The organism is Bradyrhizobium sp. U87765 SZCCT0048 (assembly GCF_018131225.1).
GTDB lineage: Bacteria > Pseudomonadota > Alphaproteobacteria > Rhizobiales > Xanthobacteraceae > Bradyrhizobium_A.
Genome location: NZ_JAFCMM010000001.1, coordinates 633,292 through 648,182 on the forward strand (window position 1 = coordinate 633,292; position 14,891 = coordinate 648,182).

A 14,891-nucleotide genomic window follows, 5' to 3' on the forward strand; every position below is an offset into this window, starting at 1 on the left:
TGGACCGGCGCGCGATGAGGGACTGGATCCCCTCACGGGCGTCGGCGCTGTTCAGCCCCCGGATCGGGCAGCACATGGCAACGCCGCGGCGTAACAGACGCGCCGCGGCACTCCGGTCCCGCAGCACTCACACCTCGCCCCGTCAGCGAGCTTGCACGCCCTGCACGAGAACGGACCGGCTCAAACGGCTTCCCCTTCGTCGGCAAGAGCGGTGAAGCTGTCGACTTGGCAATCGAACCCGCTCTCCGGCGTGATGTCCGGCCCCGCATCGGGGTCGAATTCGAGCGAACGCGCGACGAACGCGGTGCGCATGAGCGCCATGCTGGTACGCCCCGACGGGATGGTCGCCTGGGCCAGCGAGACGACCGCCGACGAGGACGGCGCAGCCCGCGCCGCCTTGCGATGGTTCGGCGAACCCGTGACGGCGGATGATCCCGGCCTGCGACCGACAAGCGGGACATCGCGCTGAGCGGCCCGCCGCTCACACGACATCACCGGGTCACGATGCTGCGCATCGCCCCGGTGATATCGAGCGAGATGCCACGGCCGGCCGTGGCGCCGCGGCCTCAGAGCTTGAGGCCGAGCCGCGTCGCCGCCTGAGTGACGTACTTCTGGGTCTGGTGGAACGCGCCGCCGAGATCGCGCGCCCTCGACATGTCGCTGATCTCGGCAAAATGCGCCGCAATCGCGTCCGGCGTCCATTCCTCCGGCGGCAGATTGACGCCTTCGGTTTCGACGATCCTGATGACCGCGAACGATCCCGCGCCGGCGCCCATGATGGTACGGGTCGGCGCGTCCGCGCCGAGAAGATACAGCACCGCGGGCGTGATCGATTCCGGCTTGAGCAATTCGAGCGCCTGCGGCGGCAGCAGCTCTTCGGTCATGCGCGTCGCCGCCGTCGGCGAGATGGTATTGACGCGGATATCGGTCTTGCGCCCCTCCTCCGCCAGCACGTTCATCAGGCCGGCCATCGCCGCCTTCGCCGCGCCGTAGTTGGCCTGGCCGAAATTGCCGAACAGGCCCGAGCTCGACGTCGTCAGCACGATGCGTCCGTAATTGCGCTCGCGCATCCCGTTCCACACCGCCTTGCAGCAGTTGAAGGTGCCGACGAGATGCACGTCGAGCACTTTCCGGAAATCGTCCTCTTCCATCTTGCCGAACGACTTGTCGCGCAGGATGCCGGCATTGGCGACCAGCAGGTCGACCTGCCCCCACTTTTCTGTCGCCTTCGCGACCATGGCCTCGACCTGCTCGCGGTTGGAGACGTCAGCACCGTCAGCCATGGCCTCGCCGCCGGCCTTGCGGATCTCCTCGACCACGGCGTCCGCCGGTCCGAGCGAGCCACCGCTGCCGTCGCGCGCACCGCCGAAGTCATTCACCACCACGCGGGCGCCGCGCGCGGCAAGGCCAAGCGCATGCGCCTTGCCGAGACCGTTGCCCGCGCCGGTGACGATCGCGACCTTGCCATCAAACCTGATTGTCATGGATGTCTTTCCTCAAGCAAAGAACAGGAGACCAAGCCAGTCGGCGACCAGCGCCGGCTTGTCGCCACCCTCGATCTCGACGGTGACCTGGGTGCGCGACAGCAACTCGTTCGGCCCGCGCAGCGTCGCTTCCGCCAGCGTGAAGCGGCCGCGCACGCGCGCGCCGGCGCGCACCGGCGAGACGAAACGCAGCTTGTCGAAGCCGTAGTTCACGCTCATGCGCGTGCCCTCGATCGCCGGCAGCACTTCGTAGGCGAACACGCTCATCAGCGACAGGCTGAGAAAGCCATGCGCGATCGTGCCGCCGAACGGCGTCTCGCGCGCCGCGCGCGCGGGATCGACATGGATGAACTGATGGTCCTCTGTCACCTCGGCAAACGCATCGATGCGCGCCTGGTCGACGAGGTGCCATGGCGACGTGCCGATCTCGGTGCCGACAAGCGCCATGTAGGCGTCGCGGCTGATTGTCCTGGTCATGAAGCTGTTCGTTCCTTCCAAAGTTGCGGCGGCAGCTTCCACAGATTGGCGGGCGCTGTCCATGCACAATCATGGGCGTCAAAACTCATCACTGGAAAAGCCTCCGACCCTTGTGTTTGTCGTCGCCGGGCTTGTCCCGGCGACCCCGGCAAGGAGGGCACTGCGTCCCCAAGCGAGGTGGCCGGGAGACCTTGGTCCTGGCGATCCGTTAAAGACGGATCGCGCTGCCCGGCCACGACAGGGAAAGATGGAAGCGTGGCCCACACCGGAAAATCCCGTCAGACGGCAATCGTCATGGTCCGGGCCAGCAACCGCGCCTCTTCGGTCAGGGCTGCCACCAGCGGCGTCATCGGCTCGCGGTGAGGCACCACGAGACCGATGGAATGGACGCTGCTCGGCTCGACGATCGGAATCGAGCGCACCTTGTCGGTGAGCCCGAGCGTCTCGGCGAGGCGCGCCGGCATCACGCTCGCCCAGCGCCCGGTGCGGACATGGGCATAGAGCACGATCATCGAGTTGGATTCCAGCGTCGGCGACGCAGTCGCGCCGGCCCGCTGCAGCAACTGGTCGATGATCCTGCGGTTCTGCATGTTGGGCGTCAGCAGGCAGAGCGGAATGGTACCGACCTCGGCCCAGGTCACGGTCTCGCGATCGCCGAAGTCGCCATCGGGCGCGGTCAGCAGGCGATACTGTTCGAGATAGAGCGGCACGGTGTTGACGTTGCCGAGCGGCTCGTTGTCGAGATAGGTCAGCCCGGCGTCGACCTCGAGATTTTCAAGAAGGCGCAGGGCCTCGATCGACGTCGACGACAGGATGGTGAACTTCACCCCGGGATGCTTGGCGCGGAACGGCGTGGTCAGCGTCGCGGTCATGGCGAGCGCGGTCGGAATGGCCGCGATCCTGATATGGCCGACGAGGCCATGCTTCATCGCGTCGATGTCCTGGCGCATGGCGCGGGCATCGCCGACGATGCGCCGCGCCCAGTCGAGCACGCGGTCGCCCTCGGGCGTGAAGCCCTGGAACCGGGAGCCGCGGTTCACCAGCAGCAGGCCGAGCGATTCCTCGAGCTGCTTGATGCCCGCCGACAGGGTCGGCTGGCTGACGCCGCAGAACTCGGCCGCCCGGCCGAAATGCTGTTCGCGGGCAAGCGCCAGCAGGAATTCGAGCTTGTCGATCATGGAGAGCTTTATCGGGACAATTGCGCCCGATAGGAAGCCTTTTTGGGCGGCGCCGCAAGGTGGCGTCGCCATGGCTGTGGGGTTTCGCCGCAGCCGCGACGGAGGCGGTCAGGCCCCCGCCCCGCCGGTGGGCCGGCCCGCCTGCAGCTCGGGAAAATCCTCTTCGCGGAACTCGTGGCCGCGCAGCCGGTCGCTGCGGTTGTCGTCGTGCTCGAGGCGGCGCAGCTGCACCCGGCGGATCTTGCCCGAGATGGTCTTGGGCAGCTCGCTGACGATTTCGAGGCGACGGACCCGCTTGAACGGCGCAAGGCGCGACTGCAGGTATTTGAAGATCGACAGCGCGGTCTCCCGCGACGGCTCTGCCTGTCCGACCAGCAGCACATAAGCCTTGGGCACCGCAAGGCGCACCGGGTCCGGCGACGGCACCACGGCAGCCTCGGCCACGGCCTCGTGTTCCAGCAGGACGCTCTCCAGCTCGAACGGGCTGATGCGGTAGTCCGACGACTTGAAGACGTCGTCGGAACGGCCGACGAAGGTGAGATAGCCATCGTCGTCGAGGAAGACGACATCGCCGGTGCGGTAGACCTCGCCATCGGCGCCGCGCGGCGTGCCATCTTCCGCCAGATAGCCGGTCATCAGCCCCGCGGGACGATCGGCGCCGAGCACGAGGCTCGCCTCGCCCTCGGTCGCGGGCTGGCCGTCGATGTCGGTGACGCGCACCCGGTAGCCCGGCAGCGGCCGTCCCATCGAGCCGACCTTGACGACCTGGCCCGGCGAATTGCCGGCGAGCGCGGTGGTCTCGGTCTGGCCATAGCCGTCACGGATGGTCAGGCCCCAGGCCGCCTTGACCTGGTCGATGATCTCGGGATTGAGCGGCTCGCCGGCGCCGCAGACTTCGCGCAACGCCACCTTGTAGGACGCCAGCGGCTCCTGGATCAGCATGCGCCACACCGTGGGCGGCGCGCACAGCGTGGTGACGCGACAGCGTGCCACCACCGCGAGCAGCGCCTTGGCATCGAACCGCGGCTGGTTGACCACGAACACCGTGGCGCCGGCGTTCCATGGCGCGAAGAAGCAGCTCCAGGCGTGCTTCGCCCAGCCCGGCGAGGAGATGTTGAGATGAACGTCCCCCGGCTGCAGCCCGATCCAATACATGGTGGACAGCGCGCCCACCGGATAGCTGCGCTGGGTGTGCAGCACGAGCTTGGGCTTCGCCGTGGTGCCGGAGGTGAAATAGAGCAGCATCGGATCGTCGGCGCGGGTGACGCCGTCGGGCGTGAAGCTGTCCGGGAAGCCCGCCGCGGTCTCGTAAGCCTCCCACGCGCCCTGCCCCTGCGGCGCGCCGACCACGATCCGCGTCAGCCCCGCGCTGGACAGGCCGTCGAACTTGGCGACCTGATCGAGGGAAGCGACCACTGCCCTGGCGCGACCGCGGTCGAGGCGGTCCTGCAATTCCTCCGGCGTCAGCAGCGTCGTCGCCGGGATGATGACGAGGCCGAGCTTCATCGCCGCCAGCATGGTCTCCCACAGCGGCACGACATTGCCGAGCAGCAGCAGCAGGTGATCGCCGCGCTTCAGCCCGCGCGCACGCAGGAAGTTGGCGACCTGGTTGGAGCGGCGCGACAACTCTGAAAAGCTGTGCCGGCTCTCGGCGCCGGTCGCCGCATCGACGATCCACAGCGCGGGCCGGTCACGGCTGGCGGGATCCGACGCCAGACCCGCGTCGAACCAGTCGAGCGCCCAGTTGAAATCCACCGCATCAGGCCATTTGAAGCCGGCGACCGCGGTGGCGTAGTCGGTGCGGTGCTGGAGGAGAAAGGCGCGCGCGTCGCGGAATGAGGTCATGGCGAGCCTCCCTGTTTTGTCTCTCAGTGTGCGAGCGCCCGAAGATAGCGGATGATGCCGGAGAAATCGACGCCGCCGTGACCGGCCTTGTCGAACGCTTCATAGAGCTCCGCCGCATGGGCGCCGAGCGGCGTCGCCGCTCCGCTCGCCGTCGCCGCGTCCTGCGACAGCCGCAGGTCCTTGAGCATCAGCGCTGCGGCGAAACCCGGCTTGTAATCATTGTTGGCGGGCGATGCCGGCACCGGCCCCGGCACCGGGCAATAGCTGGTCAGCGACCAGCACTGTCCCGACGAGGTCGAGGCGACATCGAACAGCGCCTGGTGCGACAGCCCCAGCTTCTCGGCGAGCGCGAACGCCTCGGACACGCCGATCATGGAGATGCCGAGGATCATGTTGTTGCAGATCTTGGCCGCCTGCCCGGCGCCGGCGTCGCCGCAGTGGACGATCTTCTTGCCCATCGCCTCGAGGATCGGCTTCGCCGCCGCGAATGCCTTGGCGTCGCCGCCAGCCATGAAGGTCAACGTCGCCGCCTTGGCACCACCGACGCCGCCGGACACCGGCGCATCGACGGACGGCAGCGAAGACTTTGCGGCCAGCGCATGAGCCTGACGGGCGCTGTCGACGTCGACGGTCGAACAGTCGATCATCAACGTCCCCGCAGCGACATGCGGCAGCACCTCGCCCCACACGGCGACGACATGCTTGCCCGCCGGCAGCATCGTGATGACGACATCGGCGCCCTTGACGCTGTCGGCCGCGGAGGCGGCAATGGCGACGCCCCCCGCCTTCGCGGCGTCGCGCGATGCCGGCACGAGATCGAAGCCGGTGACCTTGTGCCCGGCCTTGACCAGGTTACCGGCCATCGGGCCGCCCATGTTGCCGAGACCGATGAATGCGATGGTGGCCATGACGTTTCCTCTGCGTGTGTTTCAATCGTTCGTACGGAAGCGGAATCGAACGAGCTTACCCTCATCTCCAAACTCAAGATGATGCCAAATCAGGATCATCCGAAGAGCTGGCTCAATCTGTTTTGTCGTCGCCGGGCTTGTCCCGGCGATCCCGATAAGGAAGGCACTGCGTCCCTGATCGGGGTGGCCTGGACGAGCCCGGCCACGACAGAAGGAAAATCAAAGCGCTGCCCTTCAGTTTAGCGCTGCCAAACATAGGCGATAGGAACCCATCCCCACTTGCCCTAATCCGGGAACACCAACTCGTCGCGGCGCGGCGTGAAATAGGCGTCCACGATCTGCGGCGTGACGTCTTCGAGGCGCGATGGATTCCAGCTGGGGTTTCGGTCCTTGTCGACGATGACGGCACGCACGCCCTCGACGAAATCGGCGCTGGCGAACACCTCGAGCGACGCGCGGAATTCATGCACCAGCGCTTCCTTCAGCGACTTCAGCGTGCGCGCCTCGCGCAGCAGCCGCAGTGTCACCTTCAGGCCGCGCGGCGATTTCTCGCGCATGGTCTTGAGCGTGGCGAGCGCGAATTCGGAACCGTCCACCTCCAGCGCCGCGACGATCGCCTCCACGGTGTCATGGGCGAACAGGCGGTCAATCTCTGCGCGGTTCTCAGCCACCGGCCCGCCGGTCGTCGGCGTGGCGAAGCGGGCGATGATGGCATGGATGTCGGCATGGCTCGCCCCGGCTGGCGCCGCGGTGAGCGCGGCGCGCAACGCCGGCCACTGCGCCGTCGTCACGAAGGCGTCGGCAAGCCCGGCAGCCACCGCGTCGGCGCCCCCGGCGGTCTGGCCAGTGAGCGCAAGATACGTGCCGACTTCGCCCGGCGCATGGGACAAGAGCCAGGTGCCGCCGACATCCGGAAAGAAGCCGAGGCTGACTTCCGGCATGCCGATACGGGTCTTTTCCGTCACCACGCGATGGCTGGAATGGCAGGCGAGCCCGACGCCGCCGCCCATCACGATGCCGTCCATGTAGGCGACATAGGGTTTGGGATAGGCCTCGATGCGGGCGTTGACGATGTACTCCTCGCTCCAGAACACCTTGCCGAGGTCGCCGCCGACCCTGGCGCTGTCATAGAGGCCGCGGATGTCGCCGCCGGCGCACAGGCCGCGCTCACCAGCGCCTTCGAGCAGCACGAGACCGATCGCCGGATCGAGCTCGAAGCTGTCGAGCGCGGCATCGATGCCGCGCACCATGTCGAGAGTGATGGCGTTGAGCGCCTTCGGCCGGTTCAGCCTGAGCACGCCGGCGGTGCCTTCGCGGCGAACGATGAGTTCGCCCTCGGCGACAGGAGCTGCGTCGTTCATCGGCCGCCCTCGACCAGCTTGCGGGCCACGATCAGGCGCATGATCTCGTTGGTCCCTTCCAGGATCTGGTGCACACGCAGGTCGCGCACGATCTTTTCGATGCCGTACTCCGACAGGTAGCCGTAACCGCCGTGCAGTTGCAACGCCTCGTTGGCGACGTCGAAACCGACATCGGTGCCGAAGCGCTTGGCCATGGCGCAGAGCATGGTGGCATCCGGATCCTTGCGATCGAGCGCCGCCGCCGCACGCCACAGGAAGGTGCGCGCCGCCTCCAGCTCCGTCGCCATGTCGGCAAGGCGGAACTGGAGCGCCTGGAATTCGTCGAGCCGTTTGCCGAACGCCTTGCGCTCCTTCATGTAGGCGAGCGTCTTGTCGAGCGCGGCTTGCGCGCCGCCAAGCGAACAGGCCGCGATGTTGAGACGGCCGCCATCGAGGCCTGCCATGGCGATCTTGAAGCCGATGCCCTCCTCGCCGAGCCGGTTGGCGACGGGCACGCGAGCGTTCTCGAAGATCACGGTGCGGGTCGGCTGCGCATTCCAGCCCATCTTGCGCTCATTGGCGCCGAACGACAGGCCCGGCGTGTCCGCCTCGACCACCAGCGTCGAGATGCCGGACGGGCCGTCGCCGCCGGTGCGCACCATCACCACATAGAGCCCGCTGGCGCCGGCGCCGGAGATGAACTGCTTCTGGCCGTTGAGGATGTAATGGTCGCCATCGCGCACGGCGCGGGTGCGGAGCGCGGCGGCGTCGGAGCCCGAGCCGGGCTCGGTCAGGCAGTAGCTTGCGGCGAGCTCCATGGTGCAGAGTTTTGGCAGCCACTTGCGGCGCTGCTCATCCGAGCCATAGGCGTCGATCATCCACGACGCCATGTTGTGGATGGAGATGAACGCCGCCGTTGTCGGGCAGGCGGTGGAGAGCGCCTCGAAGATCAGCGCGGCGTCGAAGCGCGTCAGCGCCGAGCCGCCGACATCGTCACGGATATAGATGCCGCCGATGCCGAGCGCCGCGGCCTCGCGCATCACGTCGAGCGGAAAATGCTTGCGCTCGTCCCACTCCAGCGCATGCGGCGCGATCTTCTCCGCCGCAAAACTGCTGGCCATGTCGCGGACCGCGAGCTGGTCCTCCGTCAGAGCGAACTGCATCCCGCCTCCCTATCTCCTCATGGCGAGCAGTGCAGCAAGACTGCACGTCTCGAGCCATGAGGCCAATGAACGACAACGTCAGCCCAACCGTCATCCTGAGGTGCGAGCCAACGGGTCCGCGCGAACCGCGGCCCGATGACAGGCTCCGCGAGCCTCGAAGGATGAACGGCCGCTGAGCCGCCACCCGGGCCGTCGCCCTTCGAGGGCCGCGCGCTGCGCGGCCACCTCAGGGTGACGGATGACATCTCATGGGCCTCATCCGAGAAGCCCGCGCCGCGGGCCGATCCGGAATCCCGGCCATCGCCGCGACGCAGCGATTCCGGGTTCGCGCGCTTTGCGCGCGCCCCGGAATGACATCTGCGATCAGTTCATCGTCGGAATGACGAACTCGGCGCCGTCCTTGACGCCGGAGGGCCAGCGCGAGGTGACGGTCTTGGTCTTGGTGTAGAAGCGGATCGAGTCCGGGCCGTGCTGGTTGAGGTCGCCGAAGCCCGAGCGCTTCCAGCCGCCGAAGGTGTAATAAGCGATCGGCACCGGGATCGGCACGTTGACGCCGACCATGCCGACATCAACCTTGGCGGCGAAGTCGCGCGCCGCGTCGCCGTCACGGGTGAAGATGGCGACGCCGTTGCCATACTCGTGCTCGGTCGGCAGCCGCAGCGCCTCGGCATAGTCCTTGGCGCGCACCACCGACAGCACCGGGCCGAAGATCTCCTCCTTGTAGATCCGCATGTCCGCGGTCACGTGATCGAACAGGCAGCCGCCGAGATAGAAGCCGTTCTCATAGCCCTGCATCTTGAAGCCGCGGCCGTCGACGACGAGCTTGGCGCCTTCCTGGATGCCGGTCTCGACATAGCCCTTGACGCGCTCCAGCGCGGCGCGGGTCACCAGCGGACCGTAGTCGGCGGTCGGATCGGTCGAGGGGCCGATCTTGAGCTTCTCGACGCGCGGGATCAGCTTTTCCATTAGCTTGTCGGCGGTCGCCTGCCCGACCGGCACCGCGACCGAGATCGCCATGCAGCGCTCGCCGGCGGAGCCGTAGCCGGCGCCGATCAGCGCGTCGACCGTCTGGTCCATGTCGGCGTCCGGCATGATGATGGCGTGGTTCTTGGCGCCGCCGAAGCACTGCGCGCGCTTGCCGGTGGCCGCGGCGCGCTCATAGATGTACTGGGCGATCGGCGATGAGCCGACAAAGCCGACGGCGCGGATGTCCGGATCGTCGAGAATGGCGTCGACAGCTTCCTTGTCGCCGTTGACGACATTGAGGATGCCCGGCGGCAGGCCCGCTTCCAGCATCAGCTCGGCGAGCATCATCGGCACGCCGGGATCGCGCTCGGAGGGCTTGAGGATGAAGGCGTTGCCGCAGGCGATCGCCGGAGCGAACTTCCACATCGGGATCATCGCCGGGAAGTTGAACGGGGTGATGCCGGCGACGACGCCGAGCGCCTGGCGCATCGAATAGATGTCGATGCCGGGGCCGGCGCCCTCGGTGTACTCGCCCTTCATCAGGTGTGGAATGCCGCAGGCGAATTCGACGACTTCGAGGCCGCGCTGGATGTCGCCCTTGGCGTCGGGAACGGTCTTGCCATGCTCGCGGGCGAGGCGGTCGGCGAGCTTGTCGTAGTCGCGCTGCACCAGTTCGAGGAATTTCATCAGCACGCGGGCGCGGCGCTGCGGGTTGGTGGCCGCCCAGGCCGGCTGCGCCGCCTTGGCGTTCAGCACCGCTTCACGCACCTCAGCCTTCGAGGCCAAGGCCACCTGCGCCTGGACCTCACCGGTCATGGGCTCGAACACGTCGGCGAACTTGCCCGACTGCCCCTTGATCTCCTTGCCGCCGACAAAATGACCGATCGCGCGCATGCGTGTCCTCCTGAGGAATAAAAGTCTTTAGGAGACTTTTTGACCTGCATTTTATAACATTCAACTGCGTTATATTGCAGGATAGATGTGCGAAAATGCCAGATCAGGCCACCGAGATCGACTGGGACGACTTCCGCTTCGTGCTGGCCATCACCCGTGGCGGGACGGTCTCGGCTGCCGCCAAGCAGCTCGGCGTCGACCATACCACCGTGATCCGGCGCGTCGACCGCCTGGAGCGGCAGCTCTCGGCCAAGCTGTTCGACCGCCGCAAGACCGGCTACCAGCTCACCGAGGCCGGCCATCGCGTCGCCAGCAGCGCCGAGGTGATGGAATCGACCATCGCCGCCAACCAGGACGAGATCGGCGGCTCGAAGGCGCATCTCACCGGCACGGTGCGGATCGGCGCCCCTGACGGCTTCGGCACGCATTTTCTGGCGCCGCGCCTCGTGCAGTTCAGTGAACGCTACCCCGACCTCGACCTGCAACTGGTCGCCACCGCACGGCTGTTCAGCCTCTCGAAGCGCGAGGCCGACATCGCCATCAGCCTGTCGCTGCCCAAGGAAGGCCACATCGTCGGCCGCAAGCTGGTGGACTACGGCCTCGGGCTCTACGCGGCCCCCGCCTATCTCGACTGCCAGCCGCAGATCCGTGACCGCGACGACCTGCCCGGCCACCGCTTCGTCGGCTACATCGAGGAGTTGCTGTACACCACCGAACTCGACTACCTGCCGCAGGTGTCGCCGAAAATCTCAGCCCGCTTCCGCAGCGCCAACCTGATCGCCCAGTTCAATGCCACGGTCGCCGGCTTCGGCATCGCCGTGCTGCCGCACTTCATGGCGCGGAACGAGCCGCGGCTGCGGCCGATCCTGCCCGACAGCGTTTCGATCGTGCGCAGCTTCTGGCTGCTGATGCATGCCGACAGCAAGGACCTCGCCCGCATCCGCGCCGCGGCCGATTACATTCATGCCACGGTGGAACGCGAGCGCGGGCTGTTCAATCCGGCGTGAGGGGGAGATCGCAGCGCGTTGATCAGGATCGCAAACGCTTGCGGTTCAGGCGTGAGCCTTGGCGGCACGTGTGCGAGGCGCCTCCTTCTTGCGCGGCTTCGCCTTGGCCGAAACGCCCGGCTCCGATTTGCCCGGTGTCGACTTACCTGGCGCCGACCTGCCTAGCGCCGACCTGCCTAGCGCCATGGCGCGGCCGGCGTCGAGCACCTCCTGGGAGAAAGCGCTGCCGCCGGCGACACGCGCCAGGACCACCGTTCCCATCAGCGTCGCGATGGTGCCGATCGCCTGCTGGCGCGCCTCGGCGCTGTCGGCGTCCGACACCTGCCCGGTGAAGACCGAGATCATCTGCTCCAGCTTGTTGAGGAACATGCGCCGCGTTTTCGGCGACTCGCGCACCACGTCCCCGGCGAGCGCCGGGATCGCGCAGCCCTTTTCGGGATGATCACGGTGCTGCGGCGTCAGATAGCTGTCGACCAGCAGGGCCAGCCGGTCCGCGACCGCCTTGTCCTTGACCTGCTTGCCCCAGCGTTCGGTGGTCTGGTCCATCGCATGGGCGATCGCCTCGATCACCAGATCTTCCCGGGAATCGAAATGAGCGTAAAATCCGCCATGGGTCAGGCCAGCCTCCTTCATGAGGTCGGCCACGCCGACGCCGCGGGTTCCCTTCTCCCGCAGCTGGGCGGACGCATGGCGAACGATCCGCTCGTGGGTTTCGGCTTTGTGGTCCTTGGAGTAGCGCATGGGCGATCCTGAGGATGATCGTAATCATATAATACGATCGGGGGGCGATACCAACAGGCGGGCGGCAGGAAAGGCTGGATTGGAATACCACAATGGACATCATAAATGAATTTTGCGGCGTCGAGATCGATGGCCGGGGCGTCACCACCCTGACCATGCGCAACGCCGGGCGCCTCAACATCCTCGATACCCCGGCGATCACCGGCCTGCGCATGGGGCTCGAAACCCTTGCAAAAAACGATGCAATTCGCGTGCTGGTGTTCCGCACCGAAAGCGAACGGGCCTTTATCGGCGGCGCCGACATCAAGGAAATGGCGCGCCTCGATCAGGCCTCTGCCGAAACATTCATCACCGGCCTCGGCCAGCTCTGCGAGACGGTGCGACAATTTCCCGCGCCGGTGATCGCCCGGATTCCCGGCTGGTGCCTGGGCGGCGGCCTCGAGGTGGCGGCGGCCTGCGACTTCCGCGTCGCAACCGCCACTGCGAGATTCGCGATGCCGGAGGTCAAGGTCGGCATCCCCTCGGTGATCCATGCCGCATTGCTGCCGCGTTTGATCGGCAGCGGCCGGGCGCGCTGGCTGGTGATGACCGGGGCGACCATCGACGCGACGATGGCGAGGGACTGGGGTTTTCTCGACGTCGTGACCACGCCCGACGGCCTCGACGGGGCGATCGCCGACCTCGCCGACGAACTGCTGGGCTGCGGCCAGCAGGCGCTGCGGGCGCAAAAGGAGCTGTGCCGGCAATGGGACGAACTGCCCCTGCACGAGAGCATCCAGAACAGCGTCGCGATCTTCGGCCGCGCCTTCCTGACCGGCGAACCGCAGCAGCACATGCAGGCGTTCATCGATCGCAAGCGGACGGCGACATGACCGCCCATCCCGGTATGGCCCTGCCCTGCGCGGCCCTGCCATTCACACCATTTTGCTCCCGCCCGCATGGTGCATTGCAAACACCGCGGCAACCGATCATATGATAGCCATCATTTGAACGACGGGCCCACGGCCCGAACCAACGAGGCTTGCATGCAGCGAAGTTCCAATCTCCGGCGCATTGTCGTCACCGGCCTGGGAGCGGTGTCCCCGCTCGGCTGCGGCGTGGAGGCGTCGTGGACGCGCCTCCTCGCCGGCCGCTCGGGCCTGCGGGCAGCATCCGAGGAGCTCGCCGCCGACCTCAACGCCAAGGTGGTCGGCAGCGTACCCGATCTCGCCGACGATCCGGAGGCCGGTTTCGATCCCGACCGCGCCGTGCCGCGCAAGGACCAGCGCAAGATGGACCGCTTCATCCAGTTCGCGATGCTGGCGGCGGACGAAGCGATCGCCCAGGCGAAGTGGGCGCCGGACGACGTGCGCGGCCGCGAGCGCACCGCCACCATCATCGCATCCGGCGTCGGCGGCTTTCCCGCGATCGTCGATGCGGTGCGCACCGCGGACACCCGCGGCGTGCGCCGCCTCTCCCCGTTCACCGTGCCCGCCTTCCTGGTCAATCTCGCCGCCGGCCAGGTTTCGATCAGGCATCGCTTCCAGGGCCCGCTCGGCGCGCCGGTGACGGCTTGCGCCGCCGGCGTGCAGGCGATCGGCGACGGCGCGCGGATGATCCTCGCCGGCGAAGCCGACGTCGCCGTCTGCGGCGGCGCGGAAGCCTGCATCGACCGTGTCAGCCTCGGCGGCTTCGCGGCCGCACGGGCACTGTCGACGGGCTTCAACGACACGCCGGCGCGCGCGTCGCGGCCGTTCGACCGCGATCGCGACGGCTTCGTGATGGGCGAAGGCGCCGGCGTGCTGGTGATCGAGACCCTCGACCATGCGCTGGCACGCAACGCCACGCCGATCGCCGAGCTGGTCGGCTATGGCACCACCGCCGACGCCTATCACATGACCGCGGGCCCGGAGGACGGCTCGGGCGCGCGGCGCGCGATGGAGATCGCGCTGCGCCAGGCGGCGATCTCGCCGATCGACGTCCAGCATCTCAACGCCCACGCCACCTCGACCCCGGTCGGCGACCTCGGCGAGATCGCCGCGATCAAGGCGCTATTCGGCACCGACGGCAAGGTGGCGGTGGCCTCCACCAAGTCGGCGACCGGACATCTGCTCGGCGCGGCCGGCGGACTCGAGGCGGTGTTCTCCGTGCTGGCGCTGCGCGACCAGATCGCGCCGGCGACGCTCAATCTCGACAACCCCGACGAAGCCGCCGCCGGCATCGACCTCGTGCGCGGCGAAGCGCGCAAGATGCACATCGAACATGTGCTGTCGAACGGCTTCGGCTTCGGCGGCGTCAACGCCAGCGTCGTGTTCCGCGGGTTTTAGGCGCCCGTCCGGCAACCGGGGAGAACCATACCCGCCTACACCCCAACGTTGTCGTGGCCGGGCTCGTCCCGGCCACCTCGCTCAGGGACGGAATGCCTATCCTGCCCCTGTTGACAGGCGATGCCACGCAGCAGGCGCGAAAGGCCCATCAGTGGCTTTATTGCGTGATCTCATCATAGAGGTCGCGCCACGTCGCATTGGCTTGGGTGATCAGGCGCGCCTTGTATGCGCGCGGCCAATGCTTGATATTCTTCTCGCGCTGGATCGCGTCGTGGATCGCCGAGAACGTCTCGAAATAAACCAGCGTCTTGATGTTATAGGTCCGGGTGTGCCCCGCGACGCTTCCTTCACGGTGCTCGTACACACGGCGGACGAGATCATTGGTGACGCCGACGTAGAGCGCACCTCCCGGACGGCTGGCGAGGATGTAAACATAGTAGGCCATCGCCATGAATCATGACCAATCAGCCTAGCTGGAGGCAAGTCCAGGGTCGGTCCAGGCAGAATTCCAACATCATCGGGCGCGTGATTTCGCGTGTGACAGACACAGTGCCCTCCTGATCGGGGTCGCCGGGACAAGCC

General features: G+C 67.1%; 15 protein-coding genes. 4 read left to right on the plus strand and 11 right to left on the minus strand.

Going from position 1 to position 14,891, the window contains the following annotated elements; genetic code table 11:
- Positions 1 to 180: 180 nt before the first annotated feature.
- On the minus strand, positions 181 to 312 hold the full coding sequence (locus JQ639_RS35480; protein WP_256443090.1) for a hypothetical protein: 132 nt from the start codon (positions 310 to 312) through the stop codon (positions 181 to 183).
- Here JQ639_RS35480 and JQ639_RS02720 point away from each other — a divergent pair.
- On the plus strand, positions 254 to 469 hold the full coding sequence (locus JQ639_RS02720; protein ID WP_349644693.1) for an aromatic-ring hydroxylase C-terminal domain-containing protein: 216 nt from the start codon (positions 254 to 256) through the stop codon (positions 467 to 469). The two genes, JQ639_RS35480 and JQ639_RS02720, sit on opposite strands and share 59 nt — an antisense overlap.
- A gap of 97 nt (positions 470 to 566) precedes the next feature.
- On the opposite strand, the gene JQ639_RS02725 is transcribed toward JQ639_RS02720, so the two are convergent.
- The 8 genes from JQ639_RS02725 to JQ639_RS02760 form a co-directional block, all read right to left on the minus strand.
- Positions 567 to 1,484 carry an SDR family NAD(P)-dependent oxidoreductase gene (locus tag JQ639_RS02725; protein WP_211969576.1) on the minus strand — a complete coding sequence of 306 codons (918 nt, stop codon included), beginning with the start codon at positions 1,482 to 1,484 and terminating at the stop codon, positions 567 to 569.
- 12 nt (positions 1,485 to 1,496) lie between these two features.
- Positions 1,497 to 1,961 (minus strand): MaoC family dehydratase, encoded by a 465-nt coding sequence (locus JQ639_RS02730; protein WP_211969575.1) that lies wholly within the window; start codon positions 1,959 to 1,961, stop codon positions 1,497 to 1,499.
- Positions 1,962 to 2,239: 278 nt separating this feature from the next.
- Entirely contained in the window at positions 2,240 to 3,139 is a 900-nt protein-coding gene (locus JQ639_RS02735) for a LysR family transcriptional regulator (protein WP_211969574.1), read from the minus strand.
- Between the two features lie 108 nt (positions 3,140 to 3,247).
- Positions 3,248 to 4,984 (minus strand): AMP-binding protein, encoded by a 1,737-nt coding sequence (locus JQ639_RS02740; protein ID WP_211969573.1) that lies wholly within the window; start codon positions 4,982 to 4,984, stop codon positions 3,248 to 3,250.
- 23 nt (positions 4,985 to 5,007) lie between these two features.
- Positions 5,008 to 5,892: a 3-hydroxyisobutyrate dehydrogenase gene (gene mmsB / locus JQ639_RS02745; protein ID WP_211969572.1), complete on the minus strand. Its 885-nt coding sequence runs from the start codon at positions 5,890 to 5,892 to the stop codon at positions 5,008 to 5,010.
- A 284-nt stretch (positions 5,893 to 6,176) separates the two neighbouring features.
- Complete coding sequence (locus tag JQ639_RS02750) at positions 6,177 to 7,253, minus strand: enoyl-CoA hydratase/isomerase family protein (RefSeq protein ID WP_211969571.1); 1,077 nt, start codon at positions 7,251 to 7,253, stop codon at positions 6,177 to 6,179.
- Entirely contained in the window at positions 7,250 to 8,395 is a 1,146-nt protein-coding gene (locus JQ639_RS02755) for an isobutyryl-CoA dehydrogenase (protein ID WP_211969570.1), read from the minus strand. Before JQ639_RS02755 ends, JQ639_RS02750 begins: the two co-directional genes overlap by 4 nt.
- Positions 8,396 to 8,758: 363 nt before the next feature.
- Positions 8,759 to 10,255, minus strand: a complete 1,497-nt coding sequence (locus tag JQ639_RS02760) for a CoA-acylating methylmalonate-semialdehyde dehydrogenase (RefSeq protein WP_211969569.1) — start codon at positions 10,253 to 10,255, stop codon at positions 8,759 to 8,761.
- A 95-nt stretch (positions 10,256 to 10,350) separates the two neighbouring features.
- Between JQ639_RS02760 and JQ639_RS02765 the strand changes: the two genes are divergently transcribed.
- A complete protein-coding gene (locus JQ639_RS02765) occupies positions 10,351 to 11,262 on the plus strand; it encodes a LysR family transcriptional regulator (RefSeq protein ID WP_211969568.1) in 912 nt (303 codons plus the stop codon).
- A gap of 45 nt (positions 11,263 to 11,307) precedes the next feature.
- Here the strand turns inward: JQ639_RS02765 and JQ639_RS02770 are convergent, their stop codons facing one another.
- Positions 11,308 to 12,003: a TetR/AcrR family transcriptional regulator gene (locus tag JQ639_RS02770; RefSeq protein ID WP_211969567.1), complete on the minus strand. Its 696-nt coding sequence runs from the start codon at positions 12,001 to 12,003 to the stop codon at positions 11,308 to 11,310.
- 92 nt (positions 12,004 to 12,095) lie between these two features.
- Here JQ639_RS02770 and JQ639_RS02775 point away from each other — a divergent pair, with 92 nt between their 5' ends.
- On the plus strand, positions 12,096 to 12,875 hold the full coding sequence (locus JQ639_RS02775) for an enoyl-CoA hydratase (RefSeq protein WP_211969566.1): 780 nt from the start codon (positions 12,096 to 12,098) through the stop codon (positions 12,873 to 12,875).
- 153 nt (positions 12,876 to 13,028) lie between these two features.
- On the plus strand, positions 13,029 to 14,309 hold the full coding sequence (fabF, locus tag JQ639_RS02780; protein WP_211969565.1) for a beta-ketoacyl-ACP synthase II: 1,281 nt from the start codon (positions 13,029 to 13,031) through the stop codon (positions 14,307 to 14,309).
- A gap of 157 nt (positions 14,310 to 14,466) precedes the next feature.
- Here the strand turns inward: fabF and JQ639_RS02785 are convergent, their stop codons facing one another.
- Positions 14,467 to 14,754, minus strand: a complete 288-nt coding sequence (locus tag JQ639_RS02785) for a GIY-YIG nuclease family protein (protein WP_211969860.1) — start codon at positions 14,752 to 14,754, stop codon at positions 14,467 to 14,469.
- Positions 14,755 to 14,891 lie beyond the last annotated feature (137 nt).

Excerpts from the sequence above, each read along its gene's own strand:
- JQ639_RS02720 (WP_349644693.1), top strand. The coding sequence starts at position 254 with ATGTCCGGCCCCGCATCGGGGTCGAATTCGAGCGAACGCGCGACGAAC.
- JQ639_RS35480 (WP_256443090.1), bottom strand. The coding sequence starts at position 312 with ATGCGCACCGCGTTCGTCGCGCGTTCGCTCGAATTCGACCCCGATGCG.
- JQ639_RS02725 (WP_211969576.1), bottom strand. The coding sequence starts at position 1,484 with ATGACAATCAGGTTTGATGGCAAGGTCGCGATCGTCACCGGCGCGGGC.
- JQ639_RS02730 (WP_211969575.1), bottom strand. The coding sequence starts at position 1,961 with ATGACCAGGACAATCAGCCGCGACGCCTACATGGCGCTTGTCGGCACC.
- JQ639_RS02735 (WP_211969574.1), bottom strand. The coding sequence starts at position 3,139 with ATGATCGACAAGCTCGAATTCCTGCTGGCGCTTGCCCGCGAACAGCAT.
- JQ639_RS02740 (WP_211969573.1), bottom strand. The coding sequence starts at position 4,984 with ATGACCTCATTCCGCGACGCGCGCGCCTTTCTCCTCCAGCACCGCACC.
- mmsB (WP_211969572.1), bottom strand. The coding sequence starts at position 5,892 with ATGGCCACCATCGCATTCATCGGTCTCGGCAACATGGGCGGCCCGATG.
- JQ639_RS02750 (WP_211969571.1), bottom strand. The coding sequence starts at position 7,253 with ATGAACGACGCAGCTCCTGTCGCCGAGGGCGAACTCATCGTTCGCCGC.
- JQ639_RS02755 (WP_211969570.1), bottom strand. The coding sequence starts at position 8,395 with ATGCAGTTCGCTCTGACGGAGGACCAGCTCGCGGTCCGCGACATGGCC.
- JQ639_RS02760 (WP_211969569.1), bottom strand. The coding sequence starts at position 10,255 with ATGCGCGCGATCGGTCATTTTGTCGGCGGCAAGGAGATCAAGGGGCAG.
- JQ639_RS02765 (WP_211969568.1), top strand. The coding sequence starts at position 10,351 with ATGCCAGATCAGGCCACCGAGATCGACTGGGACGACTTCCGCTTCGTG.
- JQ639_RS02770 (WP_211969567.1), bottom strand. The coding sequence starts at position 12,003 with ATGCGCTACTCCAAGGACCACAAAGCCGAAACCCACGAGCGGATCGTT.
- JQ639_RS02775 (WP_211969566.1), top strand. The coding sequence starts at position 12,096 with ATGGACATCATAAATGAATTTTGCGGCGTCGAGATCGATGGCCGGGGC.
- fabF (WP_211969565.1), top strand. The coding sequence starts at position 13,029 with ATGCAGCGAAGTTCCAATCTCCGGCGCATTGTCGTCACCGGCCTGGGA.
- JQ639_RS02785 (WP_211969860.1), bottom strand. The coding sequence starts at position 14,754 with ATGGCCTACTATGTTTACATCCTCGCCAGCCGTCCGGGAGGTGCGCTC.